General features: G+C 68.2%; 10 protein-coding genes. 1 reads left to right on the top strand and 9 read right to left on the bottom strand.

Going from position 1 to position 17,223, the window contains the following annotated elements; translation table 11 throughout:
* Position 1: 1 nt before the first annotated feature.
* Complete coding sequence (locus FHT19_RS21655; protein ID WP_169476756.1) at positions 2–1,141, bottom strand: 8-amino-7-oxononanoate synthase; 1,140 nt, start codon at positions 1,139–1,141, stop codon at positions 2–4.
* Between the two features lie 4 nt (positions 1,142–1,145).
* Positions 1,146–2,207 (bottom strand): biotin synthase BioB, encoded by a 1,062-nt coding sequence (gene bioB, locus FHT19_RS21650; RefSeq protein ID WP_168556237.1) that lies wholly within the window; start codon positions 2,205–2,207, stop codon positions 1,146–1,148.
* Between the two features lie 248 nt (positions 2,208–2,455).
* Here bioB and FHT19_RS21645 point away from each other — a divergent pair, with 248 nt between their 5' ends.
* On the top strand, positions 2,456–3,751 hold the full coding sequence (locus FHT19_RS21645) for a nucleotide sugar dehydrogenase (protein ID WP_248290596.1): 1,296 nt from the start codon (positions 2,456–2,458) through the stop codon (positions 3,749–3,751).
* On the opposite strand, the gene FHT19_RS21640 is transcribed toward FHT19_RS21645, so the two are convergent.
* The 7 genes from FHT19_RS21640 to FHT19_RS21610 all read right to left on the bottom strand — a co-directional run bounded on the left by FHT19_RS21640 (position 3,705) and on the right by FHT19_RS21610 (position 17,008).
* On the bottom strand, positions 3,705–5,033 hold the full coding sequence (locus tag FHT19_RS21640; protein ID WP_169476754.1) for a capsular biosynthesis protein: 1,329 nt from the start codon (positions 5,031–5,033) through the stop codon (positions 3,705–3,707). The two genes, FHT19_RS21645 and FHT19_RS21640, sit on opposite strands and share 47 nt — an antisense overlap.
* A gap of 253 nt (positions 5,034–5,286) precedes the next feature.
* Positions 5,287–6,297: a glycosyltransferase gene (locus FHT19_RS21635; RefSeq protein ID WP_168556240.1), complete on the bottom strand. Its 1,011-nt coding sequence runs from the start codon at positions 6,295–6,297 to the stop codon at positions 5,287–5,289.
* A 14-nt stretch (positions 6,298–6,311) separates the two neighbouring features.
* A complete protein-coding gene (locus tag FHT19_RS21630) occupies positions 6,312–7,277 on the bottom strand; it encodes a hypothetical protein (RefSeq protein ID WP_169476753.1) in 966 nt (321 codons plus the stop codon).
* Between the two features lie 20 nt (positions 7,278–7,297).
* The gene (locus tag FHT19_RS21625) at positions 7,298–8,155 is read right to left on the bottom strand and encodes a tetratricopeptide repeat protein (RefSeq protein ID WP_169476752.1); all 858 of its coding nucleotides are present in this window, start codon (positions 8,153–8,155) and stop codon (positions 7,298–7,300) included.
* A 20-nt stretch (positions 8,156–8,175) separates the two neighbouring features.
* Positions 8,176–9,207, bottom strand: coding sequence for a GSCFA domain-containing protein (locus FHT19_RS21620; RefSeq protein WP_169476751.1), 1,032 nt, complete (start codon positions 9,205–9,207; stop codon positions 8,176–8,178).
* Complete coding sequence (locus FHT19_RS21615) at positions 9,207–10,301, bottom strand: hypothetical protein (protein WP_169476750.1); 1,095 nt, start codon at positions 10,299–10,301, stop codon at positions 9,207–9,209. Before FHT19_RS21615 ends, FHT19_RS21620 begins: the two co-directional genes overlap by 1 nt.
* The gene (locus tag FHT19_RS21610; protein ID WP_169476749.1) at positions 10,298–17,008 is read right to left on the bottom strand and encodes a glycosyltransferase; all 6,711 of its coding nucleotides are present in this window, start codon (positions 17,006–17,008) and stop codon (positions 10,298–10,300) included. The genes FHT19_RS21615 and FHT19_RS21610 overlap by 4 nt, the downstream gene beginning before the upstream one ends.
* Positions 17,009–17,223 lie beyond the last annotated feature (215 nt).

Raw genomic sequence — 17,223 nt, 5'->3', positions numbered from 1 at the left:
GTCAAAGCACCTCTTGCAGAGTGGCAGCCAGCGCGTCCACATCGGCGGGGCTGGCGTTGAGCGTCAATGAAATGCGCAACCGGCTGGTGCCGTCCGGCACGGTGGGCGGGCGGATGCCGCGAATGTCGAACCCCGCCTGTTGCAGCCGTGTCGCCACGGCCATGGTGCGCGCATCGTCCTTTAAGATCAGCGGCATGACCTGGCTGCCGCTCACGCTGGCGCCCAAGGGACCAAGCACCCGTGCGGCATGGTCGATCAACGTGGCCAGCGCCGCGCGCCGCTCCGGTTCCTCGGCGCAGATGCGCAAGGCCTCGCGCACAGCACTTGCCATCAGTGGGCTGGGCGCGGTGGAAAAGATGAACGGGCGGCCCCGGTTGACCAGGAAATCGCGCACCACGCGCGGCCCGCACACCAGCGCGCCTTCGCAGCCCAGCGCCTTGCCACAGGTGCGCAGCAGGATCACGTCTTCCCGGCCATCGAGATGCGCGGCCAAGCCCCGGCCATCCGGGCCAAATACGCCGGTGGCATGGGCTTCGTCGATGATCAGGATCGCGCCGTACCGTTCTGCCACGGCGGCCAGGTCATCCAGCGGCGCGCGATCGCCATCCATCGAATAGAGGCTTTCGACGCACAGCCACAGGCGCCCCTTGTGGCCGTCCGCGCGCCATTCCCGTGCCAGGGTTTCAAAGGCATCGGCTTGGTTGTGCGCGGCCATGGCGGTTTGCGCGCGCGTCAGCCGCAGCCCTTCATGGACCGAGGCATGGATCAATTCGTCACAGATTACCAGGTCATCGCGCTGCGGCAGGGTGGCGATCAGCGCCACGTTGCCGGCATAGCCCGCGCTGAACCATAGCGTGCTTTCGCAGCCAAAGAACGCGGCGGCTTGGGCCTCCAGCGCCTCGTGTTCGGGATCGTTGCCGCGCAGCAGGCGCGATCCGCCCGAACCCACCGCCACTCCGCGCGCCAGGGCATCGGCCACGGCGGCGCGCAAGCGCGGTGATTGCGCCAGGGCGAGATAATCGTTGCTGGCGAAATCCACCCCGGAACGCGGGGTCAGCGCGCGCAGGCGGGCGCGGCTTTCCAGTGCCGCCAGATCGGCGGACTGGGCCTGCCACAGATCCGTGGCGATCACGCTGTCCATGGGATCAGGCCGCGCAGCCGCCCGAGCAACCACCCACTGCCTTCATCGCCCGCAGCGGCTCTTCGCCTTCCATGGGCTTGAGGCCCAGGCGCGCGAACATTGCTGCGTCGCTGTCATCGCCCGCGTTGGGCGCGGTCAGCAGCTTGTCGCCGGTGAAGATCGAGTTCGCACCCGCCAGGAAGCATAGTGCCTGGGTCGCCTCGCTCATGCTTTCGCGACCGGCCGAAAGGCGCACCATCGAGAGCGGCATGGTGATCCGCGCCACGGCCACGGTGCGCACGAATTCGATGTCATCGATCTTGGCCAGCGGCGTATCGGCCAGCATGTCGCCCAGCACGGTGCCCTTCACCGGCACCAGCGCGTTGACCGGCACGCTTTCCGGGTGCTGTTCCAGCGTGGCCAGCGCGTGGACGAAGCCGACGCGATCGGCGCGGGTTTCACCCATGCCCACGATGCCGCCCGAACAGACGTTGATCCCTGCTTCGCGCACCACGCTCAAGGTATCGAGCCGGTCCTGGAACGTGCGGGTGGTGATCACCTCGTTATAGCGTTCGGGCGAGGTGTCGATGTTGTGGTTGTAGTAGTCCAGGCCAGCTTCGGCCAGTTGAGCAGCCTGATCGGGGGTGAGCATGCCCAGCGTCATGCAGGTTTCCATGCCCATTTCGCGCACGCCTTTCACCATCTGCACGATGGCGCCCATGTCGCGATCCTTGGGGTTGCGCCAGGCCGCGCCCATGCAGAACCGCTTCGATCCAGCATCGCGCGCCTGGGCGGCCGATTGCAGCACGGCCTGCACATCCATCAGCTTGCTGGCGGCAACGCCGCTGTCGGCCTTCACGCTTTGCGAGCAATAGCCGCAATCTTCGGGGCAGCCGCCGGTCTTGATCGACAGCAGCGTGCACAGCTGCACTTCGCCCGCGCGATGGTGATCGCGGTGCACGGCCGCGGCGCGGAACACCAGTTCGGTAAACGGCAGGTCGAACAGCGCGGCGATTTCCTCGCGGCTCCAGTCGGTGCGCACCGCCGGGTTGGTGGCGGGGGCTTCGAGCGTGGCAAGGTCGGACATCGGGCGACTCCGTTCGGAATGAGCGGGAGGGAAACGGTTTAATCGTGCCCTTAGTCAAACTGCGCAGACAGGGGAAGGCCCACCGTTGCACGCCTTGAAAGGCTGCGCCAAACCTGTCGGCTTGGACAGGTGCGGCAACGGCGCATTCCGCTGGGCTTCGACAGCGCCAAAATCCAATCCATTTGCGGATTGGTAACGCCATGGGATTATGGCCAAAGATTGTTGGCGTAAGCAGGAATGGAACAGGCGTGCAGGGCAACGGGGTGTTTTCGCAAAAGATCGGTGTGGTCGGGCTTGGTTATGTTGGCCTGCCGCTGGCCATTGCCTTTGCCCGCAAGTTTGCCGTGGTCGGCTTTGACGTCAGCGCGCACCGCATTGCCACGCTGCGCGCGCATCACGATTATACAGGGGAGGTTTCGGCGCAGGATCTGGCCGCGTCTTCGCTGGTCGTGACCGACGATGCCGCCGCGCTGGCCGATTGCCCGGTAATCATCGTCACGGTGCCCACGCCCGTGGACGAAAGCCGCCGCCCTGATTTCACGCCCGTGCGCATGGCCTGCGAAACGCTGGGCAAGGTGATCCGCAAAGGCACGGTGATCGTGTTCGAATCGACCGTCTATCCCGGCGCCACCGAGGAAGTCTGCGCGCCCACGATCGAGGCGGTTTCGGGCCTGAAAGCCGGGCAGGATTTCAAGCTGGGCTACAGCCCGGAACGCATCAATCCAGGCGACAAGGATCACCCGTTCGAAAAGATCGTCAAGGTCGTGGCCGGCGAAGATCAGGAAACGCTGGACCTCCTGGCCGATCTCTATGGCGCGGTGGTGGAGGCCGGCATCCACAAGGCCAGCTCGATCAAGGTAGCCGAAGCCGCCAAGGTGATCGAGAACACCCAGCGCGACATCAACATCGCCTTGATGAACGAGATTTCCAAGATCTGCGACCTCGTTGGCATTCGCACCAGCGAAGTGCTGGCGGCCGCAGGCACCAAGTGGAATTTCCTGCGCTTCTATCCTGGCCTGGTCGGTGGCCACTGCATCGGCGTCGATCCCTATTACCTCACCGCCAAGGCCGAGCAGCTGGGCTATCACCCGCAGGTGATCCTCGCCGGGCGGCGCATCAACGACGGCATGGGGGCGTATATTGCCCAGCGCACGGTCAAGATGCTGGCCGGTGCCGGTTGCGCCCTCAAGACCGCGCGGGTGGGCATCCTGGGGCTGACGTTCAAGGAAAACGTCCCCGATATCCGCAATTCCAAGGTGGAAGACATCTGGCGTGAATTGAAGGACTTCGGCATCGCACCCCTGGTTCACGATCCCCTGGCCGAACCGGCCGCCGCAGCGCATGAATTCGGCATCACGTTGTCTTCGCTGGACGATTTCACCGGGCTTGATGCGGTCATCTATGCCGTCTCGCATCGTGAATATGCCGCACTGGGCGGGGATGCCATTGCCGCCATGCTGCGCCCGGGTGGTGTGCTGGTCGATGTGAAATCGGCGCTCAAGCCACAAGCGCTTCCCGAGGGGGTGCAATACTGGAGCCTGTGAGCGGCACCGGCGGTCTTGCCATGGGCCGCCATCCCGCCGCCGCCGCCCATCCGGGCGGCGGCGGCAGAGCTTGGGCAAGGCCCGTGGCCGTGCCCTGCACCACGCGGCGGTAAAAGCTGCCGTTGATCTGGGCGCGCGCCAGGATCAGCGCGTGGAAACGGCGCCACAATGCCGGATCGGGCACGGCCAGCGGCGCTTCGTGCCAAAAGCGGTGCAGCGGCCCTTGATAGGTCAATCCCGGTATGTCGTAGAATGCCGTGCCCACGGCCTTGGTGGCGCGGCCTTGGGCCAGTGCGCTCAACCCCACGGTGCTGTTGATCGTGATCACGCCACGGCAATGCTGCAACAGTAACAGCGTGGGCTGATCGTGCAGGCACCGCACCCGCCCGGCGCAGCCATGGCGTGCGGCTTCATCGGCCACCATGGCGCGATAATCACGGTATCCCCGGTCCATCGGGTGATGCTTGATCACCAGCAGGCAATCGGGCGGGGCATGGCGGGCAAACGAGGCGATCGTGCTGGCGATGAACCCCGCCACGCCGCCGGTGGCGGCATGATGCAGCACTTGCGAATCGTTGTGCACCTGCAACGGTACCATGAACCAGCGGCCGCTCGCCGGGCCGGTCAGGCGCGCCAGCATGCCGCGCTGGGCCAAGGCGCAAAGCGGCTTGCGCCAGGCCGAACGCAACCAGGGCAGGGCCTGTACCAGGGCCAGTGGCCGATGGTGGACATAGTGCGGAAACCGCCAGGCGAGCAGCGCACCCACCGCGAAATAGAGCACCGCCCACCAAGCCATGCGCCAGAACGTGGCCGGCACCGGAACCAGGGACGGGGACGCTGGCGATGCCGGTACGGCCAGAATACCCGCCGCTTCGCGTGGCAAGGCGCTGTCGGCGTTCACCCCACCCCATTCGAATGTCACATGGTGCGGACGCAGATAGCCTTCCTCGAACACCCCCACCGCCACCCCCAGCCGGGCGCAGGCCGCACGCGCGCCTTGGTGCACCGGGCGACAATCGCCGAACAGCAGCACGCAATCGATCTGCCATTGGTCCAGTTGCTGCTCCAGCCAGGCCGGCCAATCGGCCATTTGCCCGCGCCAGGTGATTCCCCCGGGAAAGAACACCTGGTCCCCGGCGTGGAAATTGACTTTCCACACCTGGGCCCCGGCGGCGCGCAGGTCCCGCGCCAGGTGGGCAAAGAACGGTCCCACTGGCCCTTGCAACAGCAAGATCCGCTTGCCGGCAAACTGCGCCCAGCCGTCGCGGTCATGGTCGTTCACCTTTGCACTCCCGATCCATCATGCCTTGTGGTTCAGGCCAGGCAGGATGGCGGCCATCACGGGCACCAACCAGTGCGGAAACAACCGTTTCGCAGGCAGTAAGCGGTTGGTTTTTCGGCGCAGGTGCGTCCTGTGATGGTGCATGCGGCCTGGGCGAGAGCGTCACGCAATCAGGCTGGCGCCCGATGAAGCGCAAGGACCGCTTCGATATGGACCCAACGGCATCCCGTGGAGATGGGCAAGGGTCGGTCTTTCAGACGCCGGCCACGGCCGCCAGTTGCGCCAGCCGGCTATCCCAGGTGTGATGCGCGGCCACATGGGCGGCGCCGGCGCGCGCGCGCTCCAAGTCTTGCGCGCTGGGCCCGTGGCGCAGGCGGGCAAACAGGTCGCGCGCATGGGCGGCATCGCGCACCACGTGGCAAAATTCGGCAAACAGCGTGTCTACCGATCGCGCCGCTGAAGTGACGGCAATGCCCCCGCAGGCGAGGATTTCCACCAGGCGGCGGGAAAACATCGTGGCCGAATCCGTCACCGTGTTGACGTTGAGCGAGACCAGGTTTTCCTTGTAGATTCGCGCCGTTTCGATGTGCGCCACCGCCGGGTGCACTTCCAGCCCGCACCGTGCCGGATAGCGATAGATGCGCGATGGCCGTTCCGAATTGCGATCATACACGGTCAGGCCCAGCCCGGTGTCCAGCGCGGCGGAAAAGGCCATGTCCTGCCATGCACGGCGGGCGGGATGCACGTGGGTGGAATAGCTGCCCACGAAGTTTGCCTGGTTGCGGGCAAAGGCAAACCCGGTGAAGCGATGATAGGCCGGCTGCACCGGAAACGGCATGACGTGGACCGAAGCATCCGCGCCCATCGCCGTGCGATAACGGGCCAGGCAATTGGCGTCGACGGTGAACACGTGGTCAAACAGCCTGGCACTGGCGATGAAACGCTGAAAGTGGACGCCGTCTTCCTTGTTCCAGAACACCGTGGGAATGCCCATGTCGCGCGCGGTGTGCACCAGCACGCGCAGCCGCCGGATCGAACGCAGCCAAGAGCCTGGATAGCTGGCCACGCGGTATCGCCAGGTCTGCTCCCATCCCGCCCAGGCGCTTTCAACCAGCAGCAGATCGGGCCGGTTGGCAGCAAGCAACCGATGGAAACCCTGCGCGGTGGCCAGCGCGGGCACGTCCAAGATGCGGCATTCGGGCACCAGGCAGGCGCGGGTCAACTCGTCGGCCACCAGCGCGATCTTGAGCGAAGCGTTCGGCATGGCGGGGCACTCCTTCAAGGCAGGGTCTGGCCACGGTCGAGCAGAAAACGGGGCGCGCCGGCGCTGCCGGGCGGGCACCACGGGCGGGGCACGCGCGATCCGCGCACCAGCACGCGGCGGTCTGCCGGCAGATTGCCAAAATCGTTGCCGGTCACGGTGATGCCGGTCGATGGGCATTCGCCGCCAGCCTTGGTGCATTCGCTGGTGCGGTCCATGTCGCAGAACCATTCCTCGATTCCCGGCGCGCCGTCGGCATCGCGGAAATGGTTGGCGCGGATCGTGGCGCCCCCCGAATCATCGCGCAGTTTGATCGCGCTGCCGCAGAAATCCTGGAACGTGTTGCCCTCGATCCGGGCACCGGTGGAATGGCTGGCCAGATAGATCGCGTGGAGCCCGCCGCAAGTGTCGCGCGGCGTGTTGCGGATGGTGTGGAAAAACACCCCGCGCACCACGGTATCCTTGGCGTTGACCAGGCGGATTGCGGCGGTCGATGGCTTGGCTGTGCCGCCATCGCTGCCGATCTGCGCCAGGACCAGGTTTTCCAGCACCGTGCCGCGGTTGAACGCGGCCGGATCGTTGCGGTTGCCGTTGAGGCTGATCGCGGTGGCATAGCGGGCCACGCGCAAGGCCTGCACGGTGAGGCCGGTATCGCGCCCTTCGGCGCCGCGATAGTGCAGCCAGGTGCTGGTGCCATCGCCCAGGAAGGCGGGAAAGGCCGCCGGGTCGCTGGCCGTCCCGGCAATCGTCAGGCGGCCTTGCAGCCGGCGCCCGTCGATGTCCACGCTTTGCCCGCGATAGACGCCGGGCACCACGATCACACGGGTTTCCTCTCCCGCTGGCGCTTGCTGCGCGCGCGCCACGGCGGCGGCCAGCGTGGCCAGCGGTGTCTGGGCGGTGCGGCCATCGGCCTGGTCGTTGCCGGTCGGCGCCAGATAGAGCGTGGCCGCTTGCGCCGCCATCGGCAGCAGTACCAGCGCCATGACAGCCAAGAGCCGGCGCATCAGGCTGCCTCCGCCAGCGGCAGGCGCAGCGCGAGCGCCGTGCCAAACCTGGCGTTATAGGCCGCAATGGCCGTATCCAGCCGCGTGGCGTGGCGTGCCATGGCGGCATGATCCTCGCTGCACAGCAGCTTGGCCCGCGCGCTGCCGGTGGCACGCTCGGTCGCGTTGCGATTGTCGACCGTGGCCACGAACCGCGCCAGTTCTGCTTCGCTTGCTGCCACGCCCAGCGGCGCGAACAGATGCCGGCCCAGCCAATCCGCCTTGTTGGCGGCCGCGATGAACGCGTCGAGATCGAGCGGGCTGATCGCCGTTTCCAGGCCATCTGGCGCCAAGTCATGAGGAGATCGCGCATCGGCAATGGCGCGCGCTTGGTCCAGGCTGTTGCAATAGCGTTCCACGAATTGGTCCATGCCATCGGAAAACCACGGCATCGCCTTGAGCGAGAGCCAGCAATCGGCCGGATTGCGGACGCAGTGCAACCAGGCCAGGCGACGGAATGCGGGGCGCGCGATGGCCGCGATCGCCGCGCTCTGGCGCTCCATCTGTGGGCATTTGAACCCGTGGATGTCGGCGCCCGGCTTGGTCAGCCGCTTGGCCTTGGACAGCAGCGTGAACAGATCGATCGCCCCCTGCGCACGCTTTTGCCGGTAATAGCTGGCGGCATAGCCACTGGCATAGGCACGATCGCCCGCCTCCAGCGTGGCGCGGATCGTGCCCACCAGGGCGCTGCGGATTTCTCCCTGCAGGCACAGGCGCGGATGGGCATTGAGGAAATCGGCAAACTGGCGCGTCCCGCAGCGGGGCATCCCGCACAGCACGACAAACGTTTCCAATGGCAGGCGTTGGGGCACGGGCACAGGGCTATCGTCCTTGTGGTTCAGAGCGTTTCGGTGATGCGGCCTTCTTCGCAGATTGCTTCGGGCGCTCGCTCGGCGGTGTGGCCGGGCGGGGCAAAGACATTGGCCAGCGGCCCGGAAAAGAAATGGCGCATGACCAGGTCCACCCCCATCGGGTTCACCGTGCGCAGATCGGGGTTGAAGAACAGGCCCCGGCTGGGATGGCCCGCGATGATCTCGTAGCTGGGGAAATACGTGGTGTCGGGCAGGTCGGCGGCCAGGTCTCCCGCCGCCGCGCGCAGCACGGATTTGGAATAGACCGTGGCGGGCAGGACATGGCCGCCGCTGGCCGTGGCCATCAACGGAACCGGGGAAACGGTCAGCAGCATGCGCGCACCGGGATTGATCTCTTTCACCAGCGCCCAGAACGCGGTCATGTCGGCCACCACCTCGCCATGCCGCATGTTGCGAAACGCGTGGGCGGCGGGGTCGAAACTGCCCGCGATGGTGCCCGGCGCCGTGGGATAGGCCGTGCCATCCGCCAGGCTTTCCCAGCATTCGGTCAGCCCCAGGGTAAACACCAGCACGTCCATGGTTTCCAGCATGGTGCGCACCGCGCCCAGGTGCAGCCGCCTGGCCAGATGCACGGTTTCCGGGGTGGCATGGCCGGCCGGATCCACCGCCGGGCGCAGCGCATCGTAAAAGCGCCCCTCGCGTTCCCACACCACTTCGGCCGGGCGGCGCAGGCCCAGCGCTTCCTGGGCCAGTTGCAGCATCTGCCGCGCGGTATAGACATTGCCATAACGGCACGAAAACACGCCATAGCCGAACCGCCGCGCTTCGGCTGCATCGGCAAAGACCGGTGGCGGCGGTTCACAATCCAGGAAATGCGCGCCACGCGTGGCCAGGGCATGGCCGATATGCTGGGCAAAGCAACTGCCCGCCGTGGCGATGCAATCCTCCGGGTTCAAGGCGATCGGGTCCCACACATCGGTCATATCGGCCAGGTGGTGCTCGGCCACGGCGCTTTTCCAAAAGGCGCGGGCATCGCGTCCGCGATAGGGATTGTGCATCAGGCGGCTTCCTTGCTGGCATCGGCCGGGTTGACCGGCGCGGGCGGCTCATCTTCGGGCTCGTGTGGGGGCTGGGCTGCCGGTGCTGCGGCGGCAGGGTGGCGCGCCAGCCAGGCTTCCAGGCGGGCACTTGCCGAGAGCGTCTCGGGCGGGTTGAGGAGCGCCGTGTCGCCGGGGGCCTTCGCCTTGCCGCGGCGGCGGGCGGGGGCGTTTCGGGGCACACCCGCCTGGCGCAAGGCGTGCCAGGTATCCAGCAGGTCGGCCGGCATCGTGGTCGGGCTGATCACCGCTGCGCGCAGCCAGATGGCATAGGCTTCGCGCGGCAGGGCGTGGCCGTGAACCCCATGAAAATCGGTGTGGAACAGCACCCGATCGGCATTGCCCCGGCCAGCCACAGCCGCTGCGAACGGTAGCATGTGCGCGCGCCAGTGATGGCGGTCGCCCATCGATTGGGCATAGATCACCGTGTTGGCAAAACCCGCACCATAAAGTGCCGTGCAATCGGCCAGGGTTACGCGCTCCAGCGCGGCATTGTCGGCCAATGCCGGCCAGCACCCTTCACGATAGGCCGTGACCGAGGGCGCATGATAGCGGGCGATGCGGGTCTGCGGATTGCCGACCACGGCGATCGATCCGGGCATGGCATGCGATTGCGCCAGCGCGGCAAACCCACCGCCAGACGTGCCGAAAAAGATCGTGCGTTCCACGCCCCAGGCCTTGGCCATTTCGGCAAAGGCGCGGCGCAGCAGGGCCGGGGTGTCGAAATCCTGGTGCCCGGCAAACCAGGCGATTCCGAAATCGCCGGGCAATTGCAGCGAAGGATCGCTGACCGCCACCTGGATGCAATCGGCCAGATCGGGATTGAAGCCGTTGAACACCGGCCGTCCGTGCCGCGCGGCATCGGCGGCGCCATGTAGCGTGACCAGCATGCGCGTGGCGCCTGGCACATGACGCACGCGGAAATGCAGGGGCAGGCAGTCCGGCCGGCCCGTGCTCAGCAAGCCGCCAGTGCGCACATTGAACCGATTGTCGCCCGGCGTCGCCTGGCCCAACTTGCGCCGAAGGCTGCGCACGAATGCGGTCATGTTGGTCATTCCGCTGCCTCTGCCAGAGTGTTGCCGGGGGCCTGCGCCAGATCGTGCTGCATCAGGGCCACGGCCTGCTCACCCACGCCCAGCCAGGTTCGCTCTGCCTCCACCCAGCGCCGGCCGCGCCGCCCCAGCGCCGCGCGCAACGCCGGATCACCGATCAAGCGCGCCAACGCCTGGGCCAGGCTCGCCACGTCACCCTTGGCAAAGGCAAGGCCGGTGTCCTCATGCGCGATCATTTCGGCAAGGGCGCGCACATCGGACACCACCACCGCCTTTTCCATGGCCAGCGCTTCCAGCGGCTTCATCGGCGAAACCATCTCGCACACCGGCCAGGGCTTGCGCGGAAAGGGGCACACGTCGATCAGCGAATACCAGCTTTCCACCTCGTCATGCGGCACCCGCCCGGGCATGATCAGCCACTCGGCAAAGCCACCTCGCGCGGCAATATCGGCAATTGCCTCGGCAATCGGTCCGCGCTCGCTGCCGCTGGTGTTTTCGCTGCCCACCAGCAGCAGGCGGAACGCATGGCCCTGCGCCTTGAGCAGCGCGCAGGCGGCGGCCAGGTCGTCCAGCCCTTCGTAATCCACGAAAGTGCCGACATAGCCGATCACCTGCACGTCGGCGGGAATCCCCAGCGCATGCGCGCGGGCAATATCGCGCGGACGGGGGGTAAAGCGGGCCGGGTCGCAGGAATTGGGCAGCAACGCGATCTTGCCCGGCTCCACCCCGCGCGCCACCAGTTCTTCCGCCATCGGGCCGGTCAGGGTAAAGACCTGGTCGGCCGCCTGGGCGATGGCCGCTTCAAGCCTTTCCTGCACTTGGTAGGCCGGCGTCGCGCGATAGCTTTCCTCGCGAGACATCTTGGTCACTTCCCAAAAGCCCCGCACTTCATAGGCAAACGGAATGCCCAGCCGCCGCGCCGCGATCAGCGCGGGCAGCGCCACCAGGTGGTTCGACGCGGCCATGACCAGCGCCGGGCGCAGCGCGCGATAGCGTTCCTCCAGCGCGCGCGCCGCAGCGGGAATGTAATGGACATAGCGCATGTCGATGCGCGCGGGGTTGGGCGTGCGCAGATAAGTGATCCCGTCGATCACCTCCGCCTCCGGCACATCGCCATCGGCCAGGCCCGCCACGGCATCGTAGGGAAAGCCCGGCCGGGTCATTGCCAGAACCTCGCACCCCGCCGCGGCCATGCCGCAGGCCAGGCCATGGGTGCGCGTGGCATAGCCTCCGGTGGCATAGGGCAGGCTGTTGTGCAGCATATAGCACACCCGGCCCGGCACCGGGGCCAGCGCGCGGGCACGGCGCGGGGTGATCAGGTGCAACAGGTCAAGCTGTCCGGCCAGGCCCTGGGCCAACCGCTCGATACGGGCCTGGGCTGCGCGGTCGGCCCGCGCATCGGGATGATGGCGCATTTCCAGCATCCATTGCGCGCAATGGTCAAACGCCCCGGCACGCTGGGCAGCGGCATAGGCGCCTGCCAAAGTGGCAAGCCCGCGGTCCAGCCCGACGGCTTCCTCCGCGGCGCACAACTCAGCAGTTCCGGCGCCCGCTTCGCCTGCGGCCTTGCCCAGCCGTAGCCATTCGCGCGCGGCCTGGGCGGCATCGGTAAAGGGCGCGGTGGCCATGGCGGCACGCGCCGGTGCCGGATTTGCCTGTACCAAAGCGGCGATCAGACTTTCCGCATCCGGCACGATCCACCCGTCACCGCTCGGTTCGGCAAGGTCGCCCCCTCCATCCTGCGCGTCGATATCGCGGCTGGGCAAGGTTTGCACGACGGCGTTGGCGATAGTGTTCCAATCGCGATTTGCGGCGGCGTGGGAGCGCGCGGCCTGGCCCAGTTGCTGGGCGAGGGCGGGATCGGTGGCGAGCGTGGCGATGGCGCGGGCGAGGTCTGCGGCGTGGTCGGGGGTGAAGAACAGGGCGGTCTCGCCGTGCTGCGCCTCGGCGCGGAACACGGGCAGGTCCGGCACCACGGCGGGCAGGCCCAGGGCCATGGCCTCGACCAGCTTGATCGGTGGCACCAGTTCGGTCACGTCGCTGCGCCGGCGGGGCAGGCAGGCAATGTGGCAGGCGGCCATGCGCGCGCGGGCCTGCGCCGGATCGAGGCGGCCGGTAAAGGTGACGGCCTGGGCCAGGCCCAGCCGCTGGGCCTGTTCCTCCAGGCTCGCCCGCAAGGGCCCATCGCCCATCACCAACAGGTCGATATCCAGGCCTTGTGCCTTGAGCAGGGCCAAGGCCTCGATCAGCAGGTCGAGCCCTTCATAGCTGACCAGCGCCCCGGCATAGCCGATCGTGGTGCGCGGCAGTGGATCGGCCGAAATGCTTGCAAAGCCGGCGCTATCGATACCGTTGGGCAGCAGCGCCACGCGCGCGGGATCGAGGCGCCACTGCGCGATCACATGATCGGCCAGGGGCTGCGAGATGGCAAAGACGCGAGTCGCCGCACGGGCCACGAAGGCTTCCAGTTCCAGGCCCAGGGCGTGGCGCTCGGTGCCGGCAAAGCCGGGCACATTGGCCGCGCGGCTCATTTCCCACAGGCCGCGCAGCTCATAGTGGAAGGGAATGCCCAGGCGGCGTGCGGCCAGCAGGGCGGGCAGGGCATTGACGTGGTTGGAGGCAGCCTGGATCGCGGCGACGCGGCGGGCCTTGGCCAGGCGGGCGATGCCGATGCTGGCGCGCTCGATATAGATGTCGAGCGGCAACGACTGGCTGGGCTGGCGCAAGTGCTGCCAATCGAGGCCATCATGGCGGGTGGCCAGCGCCTCGGGCGTGCCGGCGCTATCGGCGCGGTCCCACGGATATCCGGCGCGGGTAAGGGCGACCAGGTCCACGCCTTGCGCGGCCAGCGCCTGCAGCAGCGCCTGGGTGCGGGTGGTATAGCCGCTGGTGTGCCAGGGCAGGGCGCTCGCGGCGCAATAGAGCAGGCTTTGCGGGCGCGGGTCATAGGCGGGCGCTGCCACTGGCGGCAGTTCGGGCAGGGCTTGCGCCATGGCGGCCAAGGCCAGGATCTGCTGCGCGCGGCTGCTTTCCGATGCGCTCAGCCCCAGGTCCTGCGGCAGGCCCTGGAGCAGCGCTGCCGGCCGCGTCAGTTCCCCCGCATCGTGCAGGCGAAACGCCAGCCACTTCGCCCGCCACGGCTGTGGATCGGCGTCATGCGCGGCCAGGCCAAGCCGTGCGGCTTCATGTGGGTCTGTGTCCTGCACCGTGCGCGCTTGTTCGGTAAGCCTGCGGGCCAGGGCTTGGGCCTCGCTGCGGCGGTGCGCTTCCTCGGCGGCGGCCAGCGCTTCGGGATCGGGTGCCGGTTCGGGCGCGGGTGGATTGAGAATCCGTTCGATGCGGCCGCGTTCCGATCGGCTCATCGCCAGATCGGCCGGCAGGGATCGCAACAGGTGCACGGCGCGGGCCGGATCGCCTGCTTCATGCCAGCGGAACGCCAGCCACTTGGCGCGCCAAGGCTGTGGATCGAGTGTCTGCGCCTCTTCCGCCAGGGCAATCGCGGCGGGCAGGTCGCTGGTGTACAGCGCGCGTGCCTGCCGGGTCAGCGCGTCGGCACGGTCCAGTGCCTGCGCCCGGCGCCGCGCTTCTTCTGCCTCGGCCGGGTCAGGCATCGGCTTGGAAGCACGGGGGGTGAGAATCTGGCGAATCCGGCTCCGTTCCGAACGGCTCAGCGCCAGATCGGTGGGCAGGGCTTGCAACAGCTGAGTGGCCCGCGCCGTATCACCTGCTTCGTGCCAGCGGAACGCCAGCCATTTGGCCCGCCAAGGTTGCGGGTCGAGGGCCTGCGCTTCTTCCGCCAGCGCAATCGCGGTGGGCAGGTCGCTCGCATCGACGGCGCGGGCCTCGCGGGTCAGTGCCTCGGCGCGTTGCAGTGCCTGCGCCCGGCGCTGCGCTTGTTCGGCGGCAGCCAAGGCGGCCGGGTCGGGAGCCGGTTCGGCTGTCGGCGCTGGCGCCACGGTGGGTGGGGCGAGTATCTGGTCGATGCGGCTCCGTTCCGAACGGCTCAGCGCCAAATTGGCCGGGAGGGCTTGCAGCAGTTGCGCCGCGCGCACCGTATCGCTCGCTTCATGCCAGCGGAATGCCAGCCATTTGGCCCGCCAGGGTTGCGGGTCGAGGGCCTGCGCCTCTTCCGCCAGCGCAATCGCGGCGGGCAGGTCGCTGGCGTAGAGCGCGCGGGCCTGGCGGGTCAGCGCCTCGGCGCGTTGCAGCGCTTGTGCCCGGCGCTGCGCTTGTTCGGCGGCAGCCAAGACGGCCGGGTCGGGCGTCGGTTCGGGAGTTGGCGCTGGCGCCACGGTAGGTGGGGCGAGGATCTGGTCGATGCGGCTCCGTTCCGAACGGCTCAGCGCCAGATTGGCCGGAAGGGCTTGCAGCAGTTGCGCCGCACGCGCCGTATCGCCCGCTTCATGCCAGCGGAATGCCAGCCATTTTGCCCGCCAGGGTTGCGGGTCGAGGGTCTGCGCCTCTTCCGCCAGGGCAATCGCGGCGGGCAGATCCATGGCATAGAGCGCGCGGGCCTGGCGGGTCAGCGCCTCGGCGCGTTGCAGCGCTTGTGCCCGGCGCTGCGCTTCTTCGGCAGCGGCCAAGGTGGCCGGTTCGGGCGTGGGTTCGGGCTCCGGCTCTGGCTCTGCTTGTGGCAAGGTTTGCACGACGGCGTTGGCGATGGTGTTCCAATCGCGATTTGCGGCGGCGTGGGAGCGCGCGGCCTGGCCCAGTCGCTGGGCGAGGGTGGGATCGGTCGCGAGCGTGGCGATGGCGCGGGCGAGGTCTGCGGCGTGGTCGGGGGTGAAGAACAGGGCGGTCTCGCCGTGCTGCGCCTCGGCGCGGAACACGGGCAGGTCCGGCACCACGGCGGGCAGGCCCAGGGCCATGGCCTCGACCAGCTTGATCGGTGGCACCAGTTCGGTCACGTCGCTGCGCCGGCGGGGCAGGCAGGCAATGTGGCAGGCGGCCATGCGCGCGCGGGCCTGCGCCGGATCGAGGCGGCCGGTAAAGGTGACGGCCTGGGCCAGGCCCAGCCGCTGGGCCTGTTCCTCCAGGCTCGCCCGCAAGGGCCCATCGCCCATCACCAACAGGTCGATATCCAGGCCTTGTGCCTTGAGCAGGGCCAAGGCCTCGATCAGCAGGTCGAGCCCTTCATAGCTGACCAGCGCCCCGGCATAGCCGATCGTGGTGCGCGGCAGTGGATCGGCCGAAATGCTTGCAAAGCCGGCGCTATCGATACCGTTGGGCAGCAGCGCCACGCGCGCGGGATCGAGGCGCCACTGCGCGATCACATGATCGGCCAGGGGCTGCGAGATGGCAAAGACGCGAGTCGCCGCACGGGCCACGAAGGCTTCCAGTTCCAGGCCCAGGGCGTGGCGCTCGGTGCCGGCAAAGCCGGGCACATTGGCCGCGCGGCTCATTTCCCACAGGCCGCGCAGCTCATAGTGGAAGGGAATGCCCAGGCGGCGTGCGGCCAGCAGGGCGGGCAGGGCATTGACGTGGTTGGAGGCAGCCTGGATCGCGGCGACGCGGCGGGCCTTGGCCAGGCGGGCGATGCCGATGCTGGCGCGCTCGATATAGATGTCGAGCGGCAACGACTGGCTGGGCTGGCGCAAGTGCTGCCAATCGAGGCCATCATGGCGGGTGGCCAGCGCCTCGGGCGTGCCGGCGCTATCGGCGCGGTCCCACGGATATCCGGCGCGGGTAAGGGCGACCAGGTCCACGCCTTGCGCGGCCAGCGCCTGCAGCAGCGCCTGGGTGCGGGTGGTATAGCCGCTGGTGTGCCAGGGCAGGGCGCTCGCGGCGCAATAGAGCAGGCTTTGCGGGCGCGGGTCATAGGCGGGCGCTGCCACTGGCGGCAGTTCGGGCAGGGCTTGCGCCATGGCGGCCAAGGCCAGGATCTGCTGCGCGCGGCTGCTTTCCGATGCGCTCAGCCCCAGGTCCTGCGGCAGGCCCTGGAGCAGCGCTGCCGGCCGCGTCAGTTCCCCCGCATCGTGCAGGCGAAACGCCAGCCACTTCGCCCGCCACGGCTGCGGATCGGCGTCATGCGCGGCTTGCGCGGCCTGTGCCGCAGCCACCGGATCGCTATGGCGCAGCGCGCGGGCGCGGGCGGCATGGGCATCGGCCCGTGCGGCGCGGGCGCGCTGTTCCTGCTGCTGCGCTTTCTTGCGGGCGCGCTCTTCTGCCCGAGCCAGAGTGGCAGGGGTCATCGGCGGCAGGGGGGCGAGCGGCGCTGCGGTTGGTGCTTCGTCCCGATTGGGCACGACATCAGGCGGGCCGACCGGCGGATCGATGGCGGCTTCTGCCAGAGGAAGGCCGGGCAGCGGCAAGTCTGCATCGCGCTTGCTCGAAGGCCGGCGCAGCGGCAGCAGTCCACCGGGTAGCGCCAACCAGCGGCCCGGTTTGCGCAAGCCGTGGAGCAGCGTCTCGCCCAGGCGATAGGCCGGCGATCCCTGCAATTGGCACAGGCGGGTTTCATAGGCCGCCACGGTGCGTTCGTGGCGCTCGGCCTGGCGCATGGTGGCAAGGCGGGCATGTTCGGCGGCCGCGCGCCAGGCTGCGCTTTCGGCCTTAATGGCGGCCAGATCGGCTGCCAGCAGGGTGGCATCGCCCCGCGCGCCGCAGCCGGTCAGCAGGAATGCCCCAGCCGCGCCAGCCTGGAGGCCCTCTGCCGAGACATGGCCACTCTGGGCCACTTGCGCATGCTGTGCTGCATCTGCCGTTTCCATTGGAGCTGCGGGCGCCAGCACGGCATTTGCCGCATGGCCGGGTACAGACGCGTCTCGGGTTGGCGTTTCGATCATCGGCTCCCCACGGCGCCCCGATCGACCGGGGCTTGCACAGTTGTGGAAGAGAGCCCGATCCGAAACGCTGGCGGCTTGGTCTGGTGGCCCCCGGCCACCGCCGCTGCGTTATCCGCTGCCGTCCGCCCTCTGGCGGCTGG

The sequence above is a fragment of the Novosphingobium sp. SG919 genome, assembly GCF_012932495.1.
Classification (GTDB): domain Bacteria; phylum Pseudomonadota; class Alphaproteobacteria; order Sphingomonadales; family Sphingomonadaceae; genus Novosphingobium; species Novosphingobium rhizosphaerae.
This window is presented reverse-complemented; position numbering and strand designations above follow the sequence as displayed.

Excerpts from the sequence above, each read along its gene's own strand:
- bioB (WP_168556237.1), bottom strand. The coding sequence starts at position 2,207 with ATGTCCGACCTTGCCACGCTCGAAGCCCCCGCCACCAACCCGGCGGTG.
- FHT19_RS21635 (WP_168556240.1), bottom strand. The coding sequence starts at position 6,297 with ATGCCGAACGCTTCGCTCAAGATCGCGCTGGTGGCCGACGAGTTGACC.
- FHT19_RS21620 (WP_169476751.1), bottom strand. The coding sequence starts at position 9,207 with ATGCACAATCCCTATCGCGGACGCGATGCCCGCGCCTTTTGGAAAAGC.
- FHT19_RS21610 (WP_169476749.1), bottom strand. The coding sequence starts at position 17,008 with ATGGAAACGGCAGATGCAGCACAGCATGCGCAAGTGGCCCAGAGTGGC.
- FHT19_RS21655 (WP_169476756.1), bottom strand. The coding sequence starts at position 1,141 with ATGGACAGCGTGATCGCCACGGATCTGTGGCAGGCCCAGTCCGCCGAT.
- FHT19_RS21615 (WP_169476750.1), bottom strand. The coding sequence starts at position 10,301 with ATGACCAACATGACCGCATTCGTGCGCAGCCTTCGGCGCAAGTTGGGC.
- FHT19_RS21630 (WP_169476753.1), bottom strand. The coding sequence starts at position 7,277 with ATGGCGCTGGTACTGCTGCCGATGGCGGCGCAAGCGGCCACGCTCTAT.